Source organism: Acidocella sp. MX-AZ03 (genome assembly GCF_027626035.1).
Classification (GTDB): Bacteria; Pseudomonadota; Alphaproteobacteria; order Acetobacterales; family Acetobacteraceae; genus Acidocella; species Acidocella facilis.
Genome location: NZ_CP110774.1, coordinates 1579868 through 1597451, shown reverse-complemented (window position 1 = coordinate 1597451; position 17584 = coordinate 1579868). Strand labels below are relative to the sequence as shown.

General features: G+C 66.1%; 17 protein-coding genes and 2 pseudogenes. 9 read left to right on the top strand and 10 right to left on the bottom strand.

What is annotated here, in order from left to right:
• Together GT370_RS08985 and GT370_RS08980 are read right to left on the bottom strand one after the other, a co-directional pair.
• Positions 1 to 1779, bottom strand: a complete 1779-nt coding sequence (locus tag GT370_RS08985) for a thiamine pyrophosphate-requiring protein (protein ID WP_039884838.1) — start codon at positions 1777 to 1779, stop codon at positions 1 to 3.
• 19 nt (positions 1780 to 1798) lie between these two features.
• A complete protein-coding gene (locus GT370_RS08980; RefSeq protein WP_008492114.1) occupies positions 1799 to 2650 on the bottom strand; it encodes a hypothetical protein in 852 nt (283 codons plus the stop codon).
• A 193-nt stretch (positions 2651 to 2843) separates the two neighbouring features.
• On the opposite strand from GT370_RS08980, the gene GT370_RS08975 reads away from it, so the two are divergent.
• Together GT370_RS08975 and GT370_RS08970 are read left to right on the top strand one after the other, a co-directional pair.
• Positions 2844 to 3293, top strand: a complete 450-nt coding sequence (locus GT370_RS08975; RefSeq protein ID WP_008492115.1) for a PPC domain-containing DNA-binding protein — start codon at positions 2844 to 2846, stop codon at positions 3291 to 3293.
• 138 nt (positions 3294 to 3431) lie between these two features.
• Positions 3432 to 3761 (top strand): DUF2322 family protein, encoded by a 330-nt coding sequence (locus GT370_RS08970; RefSeq protein WP_008492116.1) that lies wholly within the window; start codon positions 3432 to 3434, stop codon positions 3759 to 3761.
• Between the two features lie 6 nt (positions 3762 to 3767).
• Here GT370_RS08970 and GT370_RS08965 read toward each other — a convergent pair whose 3' ends face one another.
• The 5 genes from GT370_RS08965 to GT370_RS08945 form a co-directional block, all read right to left on the bottom strand.
• The gene (locus tag GT370_RS08965) at positions 3768 to 4577 is read right to left on the bottom strand and encodes an ATP-binding protein (protein WP_270184251.1); all 810 of its coding nucleotides are present in this window, start codon (positions 4575 to 4577) and stop codon (positions 3768 to 3770) included.
• Positions 4571 to 5527 (bottom strand): PAS domain-containing protein, encoded by a 957-nt coding sequence (locus GT370_RS08960; protein ID WP_270184250.1) that lies wholly within the window; start codon positions 5525 to 5527, stop codon positions 4571 to 4573. Before GT370_RS08960 ends, GT370_RS08965 begins: the two co-directional genes overlap by 7 nt.
• Complete coding sequence (locus GT370_RS08955) at positions 5527 to 5850, bottom strand: circadian clock KaiB family protein (RefSeq protein ID WP_008492118.1); 324 nt, start codon at positions 5848 to 5850, stop codon at positions 5527 to 5529. Before GT370_RS08955 ends, GT370_RS08960 begins: the two co-directional genes overlap by 1 nt.
• A complete protein-coding gene (gene kaiC / locus GT370_RS08950) occupies positions 5850 to 7544 on the bottom strand; it encodes a circadian clock protein KaiC (RefSeq protein ID WP_008492119.1) in 1695 nt (564 codons plus the stop codon). The genes GT370_RS08955 and kaiC overlap by 1 nt, the downstream gene beginning before the upstream one ends.
• 132 nt (positions 7545 to 7676) lie before the next feature.
• Positions 7677 to 8195 (bottom strand): Lrp/AsnC family transcriptional regulator, encoded by a 519-nt coding sequence (locus GT370_RS08945; RefSeq protein ID WP_333490043.1) that lies wholly within the window; start codon positions 8193 to 8195, stop codon positions 7677 to 7679.
• Positions 8196 to 8330: 135 nt separating this feature from the next.
• Between GT370_RS08945 and alr the strand changes: the two genes are divergently transcribed.
• Both alr and GT370_RS08935 read left to right on the top strand, forming a co-directional pair.
• Positions 8331 to 9458: an alanine racemase gene (gene alr, locus GT370_RS08940; protein ID WP_008492122.1), complete on the top strand. Its 1128-nt coding sequence runs from the start codon at positions 8331 to 8333 to the stop codon at positions 9456 to 9458.
• 21 nt (positions 9459 to 9479) lie between these two features.
• Positions 9480 to 10730 (top strand): D-amino acid dehydrogenase, encoded by a 1251-nt coding sequence (locus GT370_RS08935; protein ID WP_008492123.1) that lies wholly within the window; start codon positions 9480 to 9482, stop codon positions 10728 to 10730.
• Here GT370_RS08935 and GT370_RS21375 read toward each other — a convergent pair.
• Both GT370_RS21375 and GT370_RS08920 read right to left on the bottom strand, forming a co-directional pair.
• Positions 10724 to 11866, bottom strand: a pseudogene (locus GT370_RS21375) (helix-turn-helix domain-containing protein); the annotation flags it as partial. The gene GT370_RS08935 and the pseudogene GT370_RS21375 sit on opposite strands and share 7 nt — an antisense overlap.
• Positions 11867 to 11930: 64 nt before the next feature.
• The gene (locus GT370_RS08920) at positions 11931 to 12191 is read right to left on the bottom strand and encodes an Ada metal-binding domain-containing protein (protein WP_270184249.1); all 261 of its coding nucleotides are present in this window, start codon (positions 12189 to 12191) and stop codon (positions 11931 to 11933) included.
• 144 nt (positions 12192 to 12335) lie between these two features.
• Between GT370_RS08920 and GT370_RS08915 the strand changes: the two genes are divergently transcribed.
• The 4 genes and pseudogenes from GT370_RS08915 (at position 12336) to trhO (ending at position 15203) form a co-directional block, all read left to right on the top strand.
• Complete coding sequence (locus GT370_RS08915) at positions 12336 to 12884, top strand: methylated-DNA--[protein]-cysteine S-methyltransferase (protein WP_270184248.1); 549 nt, start codon at positions 12336 to 12338, stop codon at positions 12882 to 12884.
• A 36-nt stretch (positions 12885 to 12920) separates the two neighbouring features.
• Positions 12921 to 13130 (top strand): hypothetical protein, encoded by a 210-nt coding sequence (locus tag GT370_RS08910; protein WP_008492126.1) that lies wholly within the window; start codon positions 12921 to 12923, stop codon positions 13128 to 13130.
• 12 nt (positions 13131 to 13142) lie between these two features.
• Positions 13143 to 14146 (top strand): annotated as a pseudogene (locus GT370_RS08905) (DUF6976 family protein).
• Between the two features lie 55 nt (positions 14147 to 14201).
• Entirely contained in the window at positions 14202 to 15203 is a 1002-nt protein-coding gene (gene trhO, locus GT370_RS08900; protein WP_039884639.1) for an oxygen-dependent tRNA uridine(34) hydroxylase TrhO, read from the top strand.
• A 42-nt stretch (positions 15204 to 15245) separates the two neighbouring features.
• Here trhO and GT370_RS08895 read toward each other — a convergent pair whose 3' ends face one another.
• Positions 15246 to 16334 (bottom strand): hypothetical protein, encoded by a 1089-nt coding sequence (locus GT370_RS08895; protein WP_270184246.1) that lies wholly within the window; start codon positions 16332 to 16334, stop codon positions 15246 to 15248.
• A 265-nt stretch (positions 16335 to 16599) separates the two neighbouring features.
• Between GT370_RS08895 and panS the strand changes: the two genes are divergently transcribed.
• Positions 16600 to 17538: a ketopantoate/pantoate/pantothenate transporter PanS gene (panS, locus tag GT370_RS08890; protein WP_008492131.1), complete on the top strand. Its 939-nt coding sequence runs from the start codon at positions 16600 to 16602 to the stop codon at positions 17536 to 17538.
• The last annotated feature ends 46 nt before the right edge of the window (positions 17539 to 17584 follow it).

Below are 17584 nucleotides of genomic sequence, written 5' to 3'. Positions count from 1 at the left end.
CTATTTCCCGTTCGGCAGCACGGAGGCCAGCATCTGCCGGGTGGAGTTCTTCACCACCGAAGCCCGTTCCGGCTCGTGCCAGAGCGAGGCGAGGAAATTCCGCGCATCCTTGGCGGTGATATGCGGCGGCAGCGGCGGCACATTCGGGTCGGTGCGCATTTCCAATATCACCGGCCGGTCCGCCGCCAGCGCCTCGTCCCAGGCCGGGCCGATCTGCTCGGGCTGATCGACATAAATGCCTTTCAGCCCAAGCAGCTCGGCATATTTGGCGTAGGGGAAATCCGGGATGGACTGGGTGGAGAGCGTCTTCGCCTCGCCCAGCTGCACGCGCTCCTCCCAGGTGACTTGGTTGAGATCCTGGTTGTTGAGCACCATCACGATGAAATGCGGGGTTTTCCATTGCCGCCAATATTTCTTCACGGTGATCATCTCGCAGATGCCGTTCATCTGCATCGCCCCATCGCCCATGAAGGCGATGACGCTGCGCTCCGGAAAGGCGAATTTCGCCGCGATCGCGTAGGGCACGCCAGCCCCCAGCGAGGCCAGCCCGCCGGAGAGCGAGCCCTTCATGCCCCGGCGCATCTTGATATCGCGCGCATACCAATTGGCGACGGAGCCGGAATCCCCGGTCATGATCGCGTTTTCAGGCAAACGCGGGGAAAGCTCCCAGAATACGCGCTGCGGGTTGATCGGGCTGGCCGGCTGCATGGCGCGGTCTTCCATCAGCTTCCACCAGGACGCGACGCTTTTCTCAATGCTGTTGCGCCAGCCAAGATCCTGCTTCTGCGTCAACAGCGGCAGCAAGGCGCGCAGCGTGGCGGCGCTGTCGCCGATCAGATTGACCTCCATCGGATAGCGCAGGCTGAGATTGGCGCCGTCGATGTCGATCTGCACGCCGCGCGCTTTGCCGGGTTCGGGCAGGAATTCCGAGTAGGGAAAGGCGGAGCCGACCATCAGCAGCGTGTCGCAGCCTTTCATCATGTCCCAGGTCGGCTTGGTGCCGAGCAGCCCGATGCCGCCGGTGACGAAAGACAGCTCATCCGGCAGCGCCGCCTTGCCGAGCAGCGCCTTCGCCACCCCGGCGCCGAGCCGGTTGGCGATCTCGATCACCTCATCGGTCGCATGCAGCGCCCCGGCGCCGACCAGGATCGCGACTTTCTTGCCCTCATTCAGCACGGCGGCGGCTTTCTGCAAGCCATCAGCCTCCGGCGTGCACGCCGGGGTGGCGAAGCCGATGCCGGTATGGGTGGCGCCATGCGCCATCGGCGGGTCGCTGTAAGGCAGCTCCTGCAGATCATTCGGCAGGATCACGCAGGTCACGGTGCGCTTCTCATGCGCGATGCGCACCGCCCGGTCGATCAGATGCCGGACCTGCTCGGGCACGCTTGCCGTCATCACGAATTCGCCGGCCACATCCTTGAACAGATTTTGCAGGTCGATCTCCTGCTGATAATGCGCCCCCAGCGCCGTGCGCGCCTGTTGGCCGACGATGGCGACCACCGGCGTATGGTCCAGCCTGGCATCATAGAGCCCGTTGAGCAGATGCACCGCCCCCGGGCCGGACGTGGCGTAGCAAAGCCCGACCTGGCCGGTGAATTTCGCATGCGCCGAGGCCATGAAGGCGGCCATTTCCTCATGCCGCACCTGCACATAATCCATGTAGGGGAGGGCTTTTTCGAGCGCGATATCCAACCCGCCGACGCCGTCCCCCGGATAGCCATAGACCCGGTTCAGCCCCCATTCGGAGAGGCGCTTCCAGACGAATTCAGATACATTCATGCTCATTGCAAAACTCCGATCAATCCTCGGGATGGTCGCGCAGCAGCGCCAAAGCGGCGAGGCCCGCCAGGGCCAGGCCGGTGAAGCTGGGCGGGGCGGGGATGGGCGGGCCATCAACCGCGTTCTGCCGCCAGTTGCGCCAGCCGCCCATGGCGCGCGAGACGCCGTAAATGTGAAACCCGACGCCGGCGATGCCGAGCAAAGCGGTCATCCGCAGCCAGAGCCGCGAAAACCAGCGATTCTTGCGGCCATCGCCGAGGGCAGCATTGGCCATCATCGCGGCGGCGGCCGGCGGCATCGTCACCGGCAGCAGCATTGCGGGGTTTTGGAAGGCGCCGCGAAAATGCAGCAACCCGGCCTCGCCGCTGGTGCCAAGCAGGCCGATGGAGGTGACCAGAGACGCCACCCGCCCGGCATTCAGCCCACAGATTTTCGGCGTGGTCCCTGGGTCCGCATCGCGCACACGCTCACCCAGCAGACCGAACAGGCCGGAGAGCAAGATCGCCGCCGGCGCGCCGACCGGGCCGGAATAGAACAGATTTTGCCAGCTCAGCCCGCCAGGCTTTTTCATCGCGTTGTAAATGTGAAAGCCGGTGCCGGCGAGGCCGGTGGCGGCGGTGAGCGCGAAAATCGCTTCCCGCTTGGCATGGCGCTGCTGTTTGTCATCGCCATGGCCATGCAGCGATCCCGCCAGCGCCGCCAGCGAGGTCGCGATCGGCGTCAGCATCGCCGGATTGTGAAACGCCCCGCGATAATGCTCGACCGCGCTGTCCAGCAGCACGGAAGTTGCCAGCATCGCCGCGCCACGGTTGAGACGTTTGGCGGCGAGGACAGCGGGTGTATGGCGCTTGCTTGGGACGGGCGGTTTCATCCGGCCTCCGGCTTGGAAATGGTCCAGGGATATGGCGCCGAGGAGGCGTGAGAAAATAGACGCGGCCGTTAACATCCGGCCATTTTTGCGGCTTTCGCCCATGCCCCGGTGTGGCGGCTGCCGCAACACACCATCTTCGTAAAAGCCCGCCGCTGTGCAGGCGGCGATCAAGTTCAATTAAAAGGAGATGTCCATGCCAGCGAAATTGCTGCACGAGGCAAATGGTTTGCGGGTTTTCTCAATCGTTCTGAAGACGGGCGAGGACATCATGGAGGCGCTGAATGCGTTCGTGCGCGAGGAACAGGTGGCGGCGGCGCAGATCACCGCCATCGGCGCGTTCAGCGCCGCGATGCTCGGCTATTATGACTGGGCCTCGAAATCTTATTTGAAATTGCCCGTGGATGAGCAGGTCGAGGTCGCGGCTTTGCTGGGCGACGTGGCGTTGGGCGAGGAGGGGGCACCGGTTCTGCATCTGCATTGCGTGCTGGCGCGGCGCGATGGCAGCACCAAGGCCGGGCATCTGCTCTCTGGCACCGTGCGGCCGACACTGGAAATCGTGCTGACCGAAAGCCCCGCGCATCTGCGCAAGACACATGATCCTGAGAGCGGTCTGGCGCTGATCGATCTGCCGCATTCGGATTAAAGCCAGGGCATGAAATGTGACGCGCTGACATCTGTAGTCCCATGCGCGTTCGCGGCTGCTTCGCTTGAGGTGGCTCTCCCTGGCGAAGCGTGATACAGGCCGCCGCGCATTCGAACGGGATGAAGATTTATGCAGGCGATGATCCAACCGGCGGCCTCCTTCAAGAGCAATTTGGCGCAATTGCCCGGCATCGAGGGGGTGAAGCGCATCGAGCTGTTCGATGCCGCCGGGGCGCTGGTGGGCAGCATCGAGAACCAGCCGGGCAAGCAGGGCTCCCTGGCCGTCTATCTCTATCTGCGGCAGCTATTCGGGGCGCTGGATGCCAAGGCGGCGGCGCACGGGCTGGCGGTGTTTGCCGAACATACCGAGGATGCCCGCCAGCGCCCCGGCGCGCATCCGAATATCGACCGGCTGCTGGCGCTGGCGCAGGGCGCGGCCCCGCTGCGCATCGAGGTCATCGCCGCCTGAGAGGCCCTACCGCGCGGCGGGCTGGCTGAGAATATCGCCGATCCGGCGTGACAGCTCTTCCAGACTGAACGGCTTGCTGAGGATTTCGATGGCGTTTTCCAGGCTGCTGTTCAGCACGGATTGCTCCGCATAGCCGGTGATGAACAAGGCCTTCAGCGTCGGCCGGAAGGCGCGCGCGGCATCCACCAGCTGGCGGCCATTGATGCCGCCCGGCAGCCCGACATCGGTGATCAGCAGATTGATTTTCAGATCGGAGCTGAGCATCGCCAGGGCGCTCACCCCATCGCTCGCCTCCAGCGCCTTGTAACCGAGATCGTTCAGCACCTCGGCGACCAGGATGCGCACCGAGGGCTCATCATCCACCACCAGCACGGTCTGGCCGGCGCCGGCGGTCGGGCTGTCCTCGGCCGGGGGGGCGTTCTCAGACGGCAGCGCGTGCCCTTCATGCACCGGCAGATAGATGAACAGCGAGGTGCCGCGCCCGAGTTCGGAGGCGATGTCCACCTGGCCGCCGGATTGCTGCACGAAGCCATAGACCATCGAAAGCCCCAGCCCGGTGCCCGAGCCTTGCGGCTTGGTGGTGAAAAACGGGTCGAACACCCGGCAGAGAAGATCCTCGGGAATGCCAGAGCCGGTATCCGCGACACGCAGCACGATATAGGCCCCAGGGGAGAGCGATTTCGCCTTCGCCGCGTCCTCCTCCAGGACCAGGCTGGAGATATCGATCAGGATCTCGCCGCCCCTGGGCATCGCATCGCGGGCATTGATGCAGAGATTGAGCAGGGCGTTTTCCATCTGCCCGGGGTCGATCAGCACCAGCGGCCCGCCCGGGCGGCGTTGGTGTGCAGGGTGATTTCGGGGCCGACCGTGCGCTGGATCAGATCCATCATGTCGCCGACCAGATCGGCGAGGTCGGTCGGTTTCGGCGCCAGGGTCTGGCGGCGGGAGAAGGCCAGCAGCCGGTGGGTGAGGGCGGCGGCGCGCCGTGCCGCGTCCTGGGCGATGCCGACATAGCGGTCCACACCCTGCAGCCGCCCCTGGCGCAGCCTGGTCTGCAGCATCTCCAGCCCGGCGGTGATGCCGGTGAGCAGATTGTTGAAATCATGTGCGAGCCCGCCGGTGAGCTGGCCGACCGCTTCCATCTTCTGGCTCTGCCGCAGCGCTTCCTCGACACGCTCGCGTTCCTGGATCTCGGCGCGCAACCGGCGATTGGCCTCCGCCAGCGCCTCGATATGCTGCTTGTGCTGGGTCAGGTCCGTGACCACGCCGCAGAGCAGGTTGAAGCCGCCATCGCTGGGCAAGGGGCTCAGCGACAAGGCCACGGGGACAGGCTGCTCGGGGCGGACCGCGATGGTCAGTTCGCGCCGCGCCCCCTGGCGCAGCGCCTCACCCAGCAGGGCGGGAAACAAAGCGGCATCGGCCGCCAGCGGCACCAGCGTCGCCAGATTGCGGCCGATCAGCGCCTGCTGGTCCGCCGCCAGCATGTCCGCCAGGCGGCGGTTGCAATAGAGAATGGTGCCGGTCTCGTCGAGGGTGAGCGCGCCTTCCTGGATCTCCTCGATCAATACCCGATAGGGCCGGTCGGCGGCGCCGATGGTGTAGACCTCATGCCCCTTGCTTGCATTGGCCATGACGAAGGCATCGATCTCGCCGCGACGGATCGCATCGAGCGTCTCCTCGCTCTCCTGCAGCCTCGCTTCCAACGCCCGGATGCGCGCGGTGAGAGCGGCATGGGCCGGCTCGTGAGCGGGGGGCGCGCCTGTCATCAACCAGCGCTCTTCGGCCTTACATCCAACCCAACCAGAACCTTATCCGTGTTCGACAGATCGCCGATGATGCGCTTCAGCGGCGCCGGCAGCTTCCTGACCAGCGTGGGGATGGCGAGGATCTGGTCCCCCGCCGCCAGGCGCGGATTCTGGATCAGATCGATCACCTCGATCTCATAGCGCCCGGACAGATGCTCCTCGCACACCTTTTTCAGGTTGGAGAGCGCGGTCAGGGATTTGCTGGTCTGCCCGGCGACGTAAAGCCGCAGATGATAATGTTCCGGATCGTCCAGCATCGGGTTGGTCTCGTCGTCATGTTCCATTACGAATATCCACGCATATGGGCTTGAATTTCGCGGTCCAGCCGCAGCTTGTCCTCGCGCGCATCGGCTTCGGAGAGCCGGATGGTCTCCTCCAGCTCCTCGCTCTCCAGGGCCGCGCGCAATTCCTCGATCTGGCTCTCCAGCGCGGCCCGCCTTCGGACCACCTCGCGGCGGCGCTGCTCGGTCTCCTGCTCGCGGCGCAGCTTGGCGGCGGCCTCGCGCGCCACCTGGGTGATCCGCGCGGTGCCGGTCATTACACCTTCAGGACCGACATAGGGTTCGATCAGCGCGATGCCAGCATGGCTGATCTGATATTCGCGCACCTGGTTGGAATGGCCCATGCCGCGCGCCTTGATCACGTAGAGCGTGCGGTTCAGCTCGCCATTCGCCTCGTCATTTTCGAGCTTGACCCAGGCATCCATCAGCGAGGAGAGGCCGGTTTCGGTATCATCCATCATCCCGCCATCGCTGCGCAGCGTGGTGAATAGCCCGGTGATGCCGCGGCTCTTGAGCAGATCGATCATCCGCAGCAGCGTCGCGTGCACTTCGGCGAGGGGGCCGCGAAAGGCGCTGATCGGGTCGATGATGACGACATGCGGGTCGAATTGCTGCAAATCCCGGTTCATCCGCGCCAGATGCATCTCCAGCCCGAACAGGCTGGGGCGGGAAGCCTCGAAGCGCAGCAGCCCCGATTGCACATGCTGGCCCAGCTCCAGCCCGTAGGAGCGGGCATTGCGCAGGATCTCGTCAGCACTTTCCTCGAAGGCGAAATACAGGCAGCGCTCGCCGCGCGCGCAGGCGGCGGCGGCGAAATGCGCGGAAAAGGCGGTTTTGCCGGTGCCGGCGACGCCCGAGACCAGCACGCTGGAGCCACGGTAAAACCCATTCTTGCCCAGCATCGCATCCAGCCCGGGCACGCCGGAGGAGGCGATTTCATCCGAGGCCGGGCGGTGCAGGCCCGAGGAGGTGACCGGCAGCACGCTGATCCCGCCAGTATCGATCAGGAATGGATATTCATTGGTGCCATGCGCGGAGCCGCGATATTTGACCACACGCAGCCGGCGGGTGGTGATCTGATCGACCACCCGGTTATCCAGCAGCACCACGCAGTCGGAGACATATTCCTCCAGACCCTGGCGGGTGAGCTGGCCATCGCCGCGCTCGCCGGTGATGATGGCGGTCAGCCCGCGCTCCTTCAGCCAGCCAAACAGCCGGCGTAGCTCGGCGCGCAGCAGGGCCTGGTCGGTAAAGCCGGAAAACAGCGTCTCGATCGTATCCAGCACCACCCGCTTGGCGCCGATGGACTCCACCGCGAAGCCGATGCGCAGGAACAGCCCTTCCAGGTCGTATTCGCCGTTTTCCTCGATCTCGCTGGGGTCGACCCGGATATGGTCGATGGCGAGCTTGCCCTCCTCGATCAGCGTCTCCAGCTCATAGCCGAGCGAGGCGACATTGGCGGCGAGATCCTCCGCGCGCTCCTCGAAGCTGACAAACACGCCCGGCTCGTCGAACCTCGTGGCGCCATTGACCAGAAAGGTGGTGGCGAAGAGCGTCTTGCCGCAGCCGGCGGCGCCGCAGACCAGGCTCGGCCGTCCCGTCGGCAAGCCGCCCAGCGTGATCTCGTCGAACCCGGAAATGCCGGTCCGTGTCTTGGCCAGGCCGGCCGGCATGGCGGCGTGATCGGAGGAAGGCATGCTCGGCGTGGTCTCCACCTGAAGGGTTAAGCGTGACTCATGCTGCTGAACCGGCGGCCGCGTGACGTTTCTGCGCACAAAGGTAAGTCATACTGATGTTCATGAAGCTTGGAAATATAGCGTTTCGATAAGTTAATTCCGATGCAATTTGCCCGCTTCGCCGCGACATGGCGCAACGGGAGCAATGTCAGCGCCGGCCCTTTGGACGGGTAGCCAGGACGTTCTTGATCGAAAAGCTGGAATGGATGCGCAGCACCCCGGCAGGGTGGAGAGAATCTCTTTATGGATCCGCTCGAACTCGCCGGCATTGGCGACCTCGACCCGCAGGAAATAATCCGAGCCGCCGGTCATCAGATAGCATTCCTGGATTTCGGGATGTTTGCGCACCGCCGCCTCGAAGCGGTTGAGATAATCCTCGGTCTGGCGCTCCAGCGTGATATTGATCAGCACCGCGATGCCCTGATGGGCGGCCCCGGGCTCGACCAGCGCGGTATAGCCGCGAATGACCCCCGCCGCCTCCAGCAGCTTCACCCGGCGCAGGCAGGCGGAGGCGGAGAGCCCGACCTCCTGCGCCAGCTGGGCGTTGCTGATGCGGGCATTCACCCGCAGCAGGCGAAGGATATTGCGGTCGATGGCGTCTTGGGTGGACATGCAGAACCTTCCATTTCTTCGTCGATTCTATCAAAAATTCGCAAATCGCAAAATATTCCGGCGCAATATGGCGGGAAGCGGCATGATTGTTGCGTTAAGCTCCACAGCTCATTCCAACCTTTCGGCGGATGCACGATGGACAGTCTCGGATGGACCAGCGCCCAGGCGGCGGACGCGACCGGATATCCCGGTCTGTTGACGATCGATCTTGGCGCCCTGCGCCGGAATTATGAGCAGCTTTGCGCGCTGGCGGCCCCGGCCGAGGTGGCGGCGGTGGTGAAGGCCAATGCTTACGGGCTGGGGGTGGCGCCGGTGGCGCGCACGCTGCTGGCGGCCGGATGCCGGCAGTTCTTCGTCGCCCAGCTGGGCGAGGCGCTGGCGCTGCGCCCGCTTTTGCCCGAGGCGGCGCGCCTGTACGTGCTGAACGGGCTGCTGCCGGGCACCGCCTCCATTTTTGCCGCGCACAATCTCATCCCGGTGCTGAACGCGCCGGAGCAGCTCGAAGCCTGGCAGGCCCAGGCCCGCGCCTGCGGGCGGCGGCTGCCGGCGATCTTGCAGTTCGATACCGGCATGTCGCGCTTCGGCGTGGCACCGCAGGCGCGGGCTTCGTTCCGTGCCGCGCTGGCGGCGGCGCCGGAGATTGAGGCGCTGTATGTGATGAGCCATCTCGCCTCGGCGGATGAGCCGGATGCCGCGCAAAATGCCAGCCAGCGCGCCGAGATGCTGAAAATCGCCGCCGAGTTCGCGCCGCTGCCGGTCTGTTTCGGCAATTCCGGCGGGGTGCTGATGGGGGCGGATTTCCATGGCGCGCTGGTGCGCCCCGGCATCGCGCTCTATGGCGGCGCCCCGCATGCCGGGCGGGTGGGGCCGATGGCGCCGGTGGTCGGGCTCTCGCTTTCTGTCGCGCAGATCCGCGAGGTGCCAGAGGGCGCCTTGATCGGCTATAGCGCCACCTACCGCGCGGCGGCGCCGATGCGCCTGGCCGTGCTCGCCGCCGGCTATGCCGATGGCTTGCCGCGTGCCTTGAGCGGGCGCGGCGCCGCCTATTATGGCGGGATCCGGCTGCCGATGGTCGGACGGCTCTCGATGGATAGCCTGATCGTCGATATCACCCACCTGCCCGAGGGCGCGCTCGCCCCTGGCGATCTGGTCGAGATGATCGGCCCCCATCAAAGCCTGGAGCAGCTCGCCGCCGATGCCGGCACCATCTCTTATGAAATCCTCACCAGCCTCGGCCAGCGTTATCGCCGGGTCTATCTCTGAATCGCGAAACGGAAGAACGGCATGAAGATCACTGTTCTCGGCGCCGGCGTTGTCGGCGTCACCACCGCCTACCAGCTGGCGAAATCCGGCCATGAGGTCACGGTCATCGACCGCCAGCCCGGCCCGGCTCTGGAAACCAGCCATGCCAATGCCGGCCAGGTCTCCTTCGGCTATTGCGGCCCCTGGGCGGCGCCAGGGATTCCGCTGAAGGCGCTGAAATGGCTGTTCCAGGAACATGCCCCGCTGATCCTGCGGCCGAAGGCGGACCCGGCCATGCTCTCCTGGCTGGTGCAGATGCTGGCCAATTGCTCCACCGGCCGCTACGCCGTGAATAAAGGCCGCATGCTGCGCCTGGCCGATCTCAGCCGCGAGGCGCTGGCGCAGGTGCGCGCCGAAACCGGCATTGATTACGATGCACGCATGCGCGGCACCGTGCAGCTTTTTCGCACCGATGAGCAGATGGAAGCCTCGGCCAAGGATGTGAAGGCGCTGAAAGCCGATGGCGTCGCCTTCGAGATTCTCGATGCCGAAGGCTGCGCGCGGGTGGAGCCGGCGCTGGCGGCCGTGCGCCACAAGATCAAAGGCGGGCTGCTCACCCCGAATGACGAAACCGGCGATTGCTTCAAATTCACCAACGCGCTGGCCAAGCAGGCCGAGGCGCTGGGCGTGGTGTTCCAGTATAACACCGAAATCAAGGATGTGCTGACGGAAGCTGGCAAGATTACCGGCGTGCTCACCGGCGCCGGCGCCCAGAAGGCCGACAGCGTGGTGATGTGCATGGGCAGCTTCTCGCCCTTCATGGTCAAGCGCTTCGGCATCAAGCTGCCGGTCTATCCGGTGAAGGGCTATTCGCTGACCATCCCCATCATCGATGAAAGCCGCGCGCCGGTTTCAACCGTGCTCGATGAAACCTACAAGATCGCGATCACGAGGCTGGGCGAGCGGATCCGTGTCGGCGGCATGGCGGAGATTTCCGGCTACACCACGGACCTGCCGGAAGCGCGCCGGCGCACGCTGGAGCTCTCAGTCACCGATCTGTTCCCCGGCGGCGATCTGTCGCGGGCGCAATTCTGGACCGGGCTGCGGCCGATGACGCCGGATGGCACGCCGGTGATCGGCAAGACCAGGATCGAGGGGCTGTATCTGAATACCGGCCATGGCACGCTGGGCTGGACGATGAGCTGCGGCTCCGCCCGCCACATCGCCCAGCTGGTCGGCAACGGCAAGACGGATCTGGACGCCGCCGATTACGAGGTGGCGCGCTACGGCTGACAAAGCGCGATCGCCTCGGGATGCGACCAGATATGCAGCGTCGCGTAGCTGCGCCAGGGCCGCCAGCCCGCCGCCGCCGCTTCGATCTGTTTCCAGGGTTGCCGGCCGAATTGATTGCGGATCGCGATATCCTCGTGCGGAAACGCGTCCGGCCAATGCAGCGCGCGCATCGCGATATATTGCGCCGTCCAGGGGCCGATGCCGGGCAGGGCGCTCAAGGCGGCGATGGTTTTTTCAGCCGGCAGGCCGGATCGCAGATCGAGCCCGCCAGCGGCGATCGCGCGTGAGAGCGCGATCAGGCCGGCGGCGCGGTTGCGGATGATGCCGAGTGCTGCGATGTCATCGATCGTCGCGTCGCCCAGGGTCTGTGGCGTCGGCGCCAGCAAATTCAGTGCCTCGAACGGGGTGGCGAGTGGCGTGCCGAAGCGCGCCGCCAGGCGGCCGGCCAGGGTGGTCGCGGCTTTCACGGTGATCTGCTGGCCGAGGATCGCGCGCAGCGCCATCTCATGGCCATCGAAGGCGCCGGGCACGCGCAGGCCGGGATTGCGCGCCACGATCAGCGCCAGCCGCGCATCGCGCAGCAACTGGCCGGAAATGATGTCCGGCCGCGCATCGAGGTCGAACAGATCCCGCAACCGCCCGAGCAGGGCCGGCAGCACGGGGGTGAGGCTGTGCGGGAATTCGACCAGCAGCTCATCGCTTGGCGCGCGCTGCGTCACCTTGACCCAGCCGACAGAGCCGCCAAGCCGCACGGTGCGGGCATAAAAATCCGGGGTGACATGCTCCACCCCTTGATCATCCGCCCGGCGAGGAAGGCGAGCACGCCGTGCCAATCATAAGGCGGCCGGTAGGCGAGGCGCAGCCGCGCGCAGGCCTGCGCCGCGATGCCGGGGGAGGGCGTGGCAGCCTCCCGGCGCAGGCGCGAGGGCGGCATGCGATAATGCCGGCTGAACGCATCGTTGAAGCGCCGCAATGAGGAAAAGCCGCTGGCGAAGGCGATCTGGGTCACCGGCAGGCTGGTTTCCGTCAGCAATTGCTTGGCCAGCAGCAGGCGCTTGCTCTGCAGCAACTCCATCGGCGAGAGGCCGAGCTGGGCCTGCATGATCCGCCTGATCTGGCGCGGGCTGAGCTCGAATTGCGCGGCAATCTGCGCCAAATTTGTACCAAGCCCGATATCGCCGGTTTCGATCCTCTGCGCGATCAGATGCGCGATGCGCTGCGCGTCATCCACCGGCGCCGCCCCGGCGCCAGCTCCGGGCGGCAGCGCAGGCAAGGCCGGAAACCGGCTTTTTCCGCCTGCCCGGCGGTTTGGAAAAAGCGGCAATTGCGCGCGGTTGGGGTTTTGGCCGGGCAGATCGGCCGGCAATAGATGCGCGTGGAGGTGACGCCGACATAGAAGATGCCGTCGAAGCGTGGGTCGCGCGTGGTCAGCGCCTGGTAGGCCGCCTGGTTTTCGATCATCCTCTCCACCCGGATTGGCTTGAGCGGGAAGCATAGCGCGCCAAGCGCCGGCCGCTAGCCATTTTCGGACATCGCGCCGGCCCCCGCCACGATGTCCGAAAATGGCCAGCCTGATCGCGCCTGGGGCGGTAGGAAGGCGGCGTGATGCAGGAAAGGGCAGGAGAGATGGGCTATCTGTTCAGCGTGATCGACTCACCGGTCGGGGCGTTGCGGCTCGTCGGCAGCGCGGCGGGGCTGGCGGGCGTGCTGTGGGCGCGGGAGCTGCCGGCGCGGGTGCCGCATCTGCACGCCGCGCGGCAGGACGCAACGCATCCGCTGCTATGCCGCGCGGCGGTGCAGCTGAACGAATATTTTCAAGGACGCCGCACCATATTCGACATTCCCTTGGATTTCGTCGGTACGCCGTTTCAGCTGCGGGTCTGGACCGCGCTGACCCGCATCCCCTTTGGCGAGACCCGCAGCTATGGAGACATCGCCCGCGCCATCGGCGCGCCCGCGGCGGTGCGGGCGGTGGGGGCGGCGAATGGCCGCAACCCGGTTTCGATCATCGCCGCCTGTCATCGTGTCATCGGCGCCAATGGCAGCCTGACAGGCTTCGCCGGCGGGCTGGAGGCGAAAGCCTATCTGCTCCGCCATGAAGCCACCCGGCTTGCCGCCGCCAGCCTTAAACCGCACTTAACCGGCCAGGCTTAGAACCCTCTCAGTCTTTACCGAGGGAGGAATTCATCGATGTCCATACCGGCAATCTCCGATCCGAAATGGCGGAGCGCGCTGACGGGGGCCGAGCCGAAGGTCAATTCGCTCGCCACCAAATTGCTGCTGTCGCGGCTTCGCGAGGAGGTGCGGCACAATCCCTCCGGTATCGGCCGCGCGGCCGCGGAACTCCATGAATTTTTCGCCAACAACGCCTTCGCGGCGCGCGATCTCGTGAATCTTTAAGGAATCAAGCCGATGTTGAATCAATTCATCTCAACCGCGCAGGCGGGCCGGCTGATCGAAAGCGGCGCCGTCCTGTTCGTGGCCGGCAGCGGCCAGGCGCTGGCCAGCCTGCCCAAGGGCCGTTGGATCGGCGGGTCGACCCCGTATTTCATGACCCCGATGGCGGCATGGTGGATCACGAGCATGTCTTCTGCACGGTGGTGGAGGGCGCGCAGGATATGCGCATCGCCGTGGTGCGCGAGGATGATCTGCAGGCGATTGTCAGGGACCGGCTGCCATCCAGCTTTTCCTATGTGCTGATCCCGGCCTTCACCGGCGTGCATAAACGCTTCGCGCTGGAGGCGCCGGGGCTGCCGAAGCTCTATGAGCAGCCGCTGGTCGGCTGGGTGACAGGGGTGGAGCTGACCGAGCTGGGCAAGGTCCGCCCCTCGGTCGTCGATGGCGCCACCGGTCAAATCCATGAGGATGCCGGGCTGGTCATGCATGTCGGGCTGAGCCAGGATGCCTTCGCCGAGGCGGATATCGTCAATCTGTTCACGCAAGGCTCTGGCCCGGACATCGTGTTTCCCGAAACCGGCTTTTCCGCTTCGCAGTGCGAGGTGGATGGCAAGCGCGTGGATTTCGCCAGCTGGCTGCGCGAGCAGGAGGTCGATACCAGCCTGCCGCTGGTCTCCTCCTATGCCGGGGCGATGATCAATGTCTCCTTCCAGGCGCTGTTGCCCGATCAGGTGGAGTTCTACGCGCCGGTGGTGGCGGGGCGGGCCTACCGGCTGGCCGCGCCGGTCGGGGATTATGCCGAGGCTTATGGCAGCTATTGCACCGGCCTGCATGCGCAGGGCGCCGGCAAGGCGCTCTCCTTCAACTGCATCCTGAATTATCAATATGCGGCGTTGCAGGGGCGCACCACGGGCGGCTTCATCGGCCCGGTGACGTTCGGGGAGATCGCCTATATCCTGCTCAACCAGACGCTGGTGCGGCTGGATCTGGGTTCGGCGCAACTCGGCGCCGCCGCCTGAGACGATGACCGGCCGCCCTCATGACGGGGGCGGCCTGGCGTGCTAGGGGCGGCGGATGGCAGATATGGTTCAGCCCCACCCCGTCCCGCCCGCCGGTACTGACCTGCCTGTCAGCGTCGCGGCCTTGTATAAATTCGCGCCGTTCGAGGATTGCGCGTCCATCCGCGATGAAGTGCTGGCGCGCTGCCTGGCGCTGGGTATCAAGGGCACGCTCATCCTCGCGCCGGAGGGGATCAACGGCACCATCGCCGGTGAGGATGCGGCGCTGGCCCAGGCCGTGGCCGCGTTGCGGGCCTTGCCGGGCTGCGCGGAGATGGAGGTGAAGTTCGCGCGCGCCGCCACCATGCCCTTTCACCGGATGAAGGTGCGGATCAAGCGTGAAATCGTCACCATGGGCGAGAAGGGGATCGATCCGCGCGCCAGCGTCGGCCGCTATGTCGCGCCGGCGGACTGGAACGCGCTGATTTCCGAGCCGGATGTCATCTTGATCGACACCCGCAATGATTACGAGGTCGAGATCGGCAGCTTCAAAGGCGCGATCAATCCGCGCACCCGCAGCTTCAGCGATTTCCCCGCCTGGTTCCGGGCGCAGCGCGACCGGCTGCTGGGCGAGGGGCGGACGCCGAAAGTCGCGATGTTCTGCACCGGCGGTATACGCTGCGAGAAATCCACCGCCTTCCTGAAACAGGAAGGCGTGGAGGCGGTGTTTCATCTGCAGGGCGGGATTCTGAAATATCTGGAAGAGGTGCGCGCGCAGGATAGTCTGTGGGAAGGCGAATGTTTCGTGTTCGACCAGCGCGTGGCGGTCGGCCATGGGCTGGCGCCGGGGCGCTTTGGCCTCTGCCATGCCTGCCGCCGCCCGGTGAGCGCGGCGGACCAGGCCTCGCCGCTGTTCGAATCAGGGGTGAGCTGCCCGCATTGCCATGCCGAACGCAGTGACGCCCAGCGCGCCCGCTATCGTGAGCGGCACCATCAGGAAGCCTTGGCGCAGGCGCGTGGCGCGGCGCATGTCGGCGCCAGTCTGGCGCCTCAGGCCGCCCGTTTCACCCCGGAATAGACCCGGAACACAGCGCCCGCGCCATTGACGCCCTGGGCGTGATTAGCGTGCGCGACGGCCAACGCCCAGGCTCCAGGGCCCCAGGCGGCGTGAGGTGGCGTGGCGGGGCTGGTCGTCCGGTTCAGGGCGTGGCGGCGTTGCTGCTGGCCGCGCCGGTGCTGGGGCGCTGCTGGTGGTAGCGCTGGAGCTGGAACTGCCCGTGCCGGTGCTGGCGGCCGGCGCGGTGGCGCTTCTGCTTGGTGTCGCCGTGCTGCTGGCCGGGGCGGGCTGGGTTGGGCTCGTCGCATCGGGCAGCGCCGAGCTTGAGGTTGTCACCGCACCATTATTGCTGGGCTGAGGGACGGGCTTAGGGGAGCTGGCGCTGCCCGTTGCCGCCGCGCCACCTGCCGCCATGTTCGCCGCTGTCGCACTTGCGGGCGTGGCGCTGGTCGGCGTGGCGCTGGCCGGGCTGGTGCCGGTGGAGGAAGTACCGGCGGGTGTCGGGGTGGCGGTGCTGGCCGTGCCGGTGGCCTGCGCCGGGCTGGCTGCCGTTGCTGGCACGGGTGCTGACGTGGCTGCTGGCGTGGGCGCTGCCGGGAGCGCGGGGAGCGGCGTGGCGGTGATGGTGGCGGGTTTCGGCGGGGTGGCGGCGGGTTTTGCCGGGGCGGGGCTGGGCACCGGCACGGTATAATCCGGCACGATGCGCGCCTGCTTGCTGCCATTGATCACCAGCACGTGCTGCCCGATGGCCAGCGCCGTCTTGCTGGTCTGGGTGACCGACACCAGCGCGTTATTGGTCTCCTGGACGATATATTCCCAGCCTTTGGTGGCCTGCACCGCCTGCTGCGCCGCGGCGCCGCCAACCCCGCCGACCAGCGCGCCGCCGATGGCGCCCAGCGCGTTCAGCCCGGCCGAGTTGCTGAATTGCGTTCCCGCGACCCCACCGGCGGCGGCACCGGCGGTGGCCCCCACCGTGCCGTCGGGCGAAATCACCACCTGCCGCACCCCGATGATCACCCCGCGCTGCACCTGCGCCTCCTGCTGGGCGGCGGCGGCGGCATAGGTATTGGGGGAGTAGCTCTGATGGCACCCGGCGAGGGGCAACAGGATGAGGCCGGGCAGAAGACGGGACTTCGATATCAGACGGCGCAAGGCTGAGATCCATGGTTTGAGGGGGCTTGAGGGCGGAGCGCCCGCCAATTTAGCCGCTGCGGCGTGGCCTGTCACGCGGGCCGGGCGGCGGCGGGCCCCGGCCGGCGCTCGTCCCGCCCGCCACATTAACGCGCCGTTATGACGGAAATGGTCAGCAGACGCGCCTTTTTCCTGTTTTCCGTTCAAGCTGATCCAGCTAAGCGACATTTTCTGTCTTGTGTCATTTTGTAAACCCTGCCTTCGCGGGTCTTGGTTGGAGAGTCCGATGCGTGCCGTCACCCGCCTGTTTCCGCTTTGGGCGATCCTGATCGCCGCCGCCGCCTTCCTGGCTCCGTCCTCCTTCACCCCGATCCTGCCTTGGGTGACGCTGCTGCTCGGGCTGATTATGTTCGCCATGGGCGTGACGCTGACCCCGGCGGATTTCCGCCGCGTGGCGCAGAAGCCCGGGCCGGTGCTGGCCGGGCTCGGGCTGCATTACCTCATCATGCCGCTGGCCGCCTTCATCATCGCCAAGCTGCTCGGGCTGCCGCCGCAACTCGCCATCGGCATGATCCTGGTCGGCTCGGTCGCCAGCGGTACCTCCTCCACCGTGATGGTCTATCTCGCCGGCGGCGATGTCGCGCTTTCGGTGACGATCAGCGCCGTCTCCACCCTGGTCGGCGTCGTCGCCACGCCGCTGCTGGTGCAGCTCTACGCCACCCATGGCATCCAGGTGAATGTGATGGGGCTGCTGATCAGCATCGTGAAAATCGTGCTGGTGCCGGTGGCGCTGGGTGTGGCCGTCAACGTGCTGGCGCATCGGCTGGTGCGGCGGGTGGAGCCGGTGCTGCCGCTGTTTTCCATGGTTGCCATCCTGCTGATCATCGCCGCCGTGGTGGCGGGCACCGCGCATGCCATCGCCGCGGTCGGGCCGATCGTGCTGCTGGCGGTGGTGCTGCATAACGGCACCGGCTATCTCGGCGGCTATTGGGGCGGGCGGCTGCTGGGCTTCGATGAGAGCGTCTGCCGCACCTTGGCCTTCGAGGTGGGGATGCAGAATTCCGGCCTCGCGGCGACATTGGGCAAGCTCTATTTCACCCCGCTGGCGGCGCTGCCCGGGGCGATCTTCTCGGTCTGGCACAATATCTCCGGCTCGCTGCTGGCGGGCTTTTGGAGTGCCAGGCGGGCGCGCCAGGAGAGGCTGGCGCCAGCGCCGCAGGCCTAAGCAAGCGCCGCAGACCTGAGTCAGCGCGTCAGGCCTGAAACCGCAA

What these genes read in the sequence shown, in the direction of transcription:
- GT370_RS08985 (WP_039884838.1), bottom strand. Translation starts at nt 1,779, where the DNA reads ATGAATGTATCTGAATTCGTCTGGAAGCGCCTCTCCGAATGGGGGCTG.
- GT370_RS08980 (WP_008492114.1), bottom strand. Translation starts at nt 2,650, where the DNA reads ATGAAACCGCCCGTCCCAAGCAAGCGCCATACACCCGCTGTCCTCGCC.
- GT370_RS08975 (WP_008492115.1), top strand. Translation starts at nt 2,844, where the DNA reads ATGCCAGCGAAATTGCTGCACGAGGCAAATGGTTTGCGGGTTTTCTCA.
- GT370_RS08970 (WP_008492116.1), top strand. Translation starts at nt 3,432, where the DNA reads ATGATCCAACCGGCGGCCTCCTTCAAGAGCAATTTGGCGCAATTGCCC.
- GT370_RS08960 (WP_270184250.1), bottom strand. Translation starts at nt 5,527, where the DNA reads ATGACAGGCGCGCCCCCCGCTCACGAGCCGGCCCATGCCGCTCTCACC.
- GT370_RS08955 (WP_008492118.1), bottom strand. Translation starts at nt 5,850, where the DNA reads ATGGAACATGACGACGAGACCAACCCGATGCTGGACGATCCGGAACAT.
- kaiC (WP_008492119.1), bottom strand. Translation starts at nt 7,544, where the DNA reads ATGCCTTCCTCCGATCACGCCGCCATGCCGGCCGGCCTGGCCAAGACA.
- GT370_RS08945 (WP_333490043.1), bottom strand. Translation starts at nt 8,195, where the DNA reads ATGTCCACCCAAGACGCCATCGACCGCAATATCCTTCGCCTGCTGCGG.
- alr (WP_008492122.1), top strand. Translation starts at nt 8,331, where the DNA reads ATGGACAGTCTCGGATGGACCAGCGCCCAGGCGGCGGACGCGACCGGA.
- GT370_RS08935 (WP_008492123.1), top strand. Translation starts at nt 9,480, where the DNA reads ATGAAGATCACTGTTCTCGGCGCCGGCGTTGTCGGCGTCACCACCGCC.
- GT370_RS08920 (WP_270184249.1), bottom strand. Translation starts at nt 12,191, where the DNA reads ATGATCGAAAACCAGGCGGCCTACCAGGCGCTGACCACGCGCGACCCA.
- GT370_RS08915 (WP_270184248.1), top strand. Translation starts at nt 12,336, where the DNA reads ATGCAGGAAAGGGCAGGAGAGATGGGCTATCTGTTCAGCGTGATCGAC.
- GT370_RS08910 (WP_008492126.1), top strand. Translation starts at nt 12,921, where the DNA reads ATGTCCATACCGGCAATCTCCGATCCGAAATGGCGGAGCGCGCTGACG.
- trhO (WP_039884639.1), top strand. Translation starts at nt 14,202, where the DNA reads ATGGCAGATATGGTTCAGCCCCACCCCGTCCCGCCCGCCGGTACTGAC.
- panS (WP_008492131.1), top strand. Translation starts at nt 16,600, where the DNA reads ATGCGTGCCGTCACCCGCCTGTTTCCGCTTTGGGCGATCCTGATCGCC.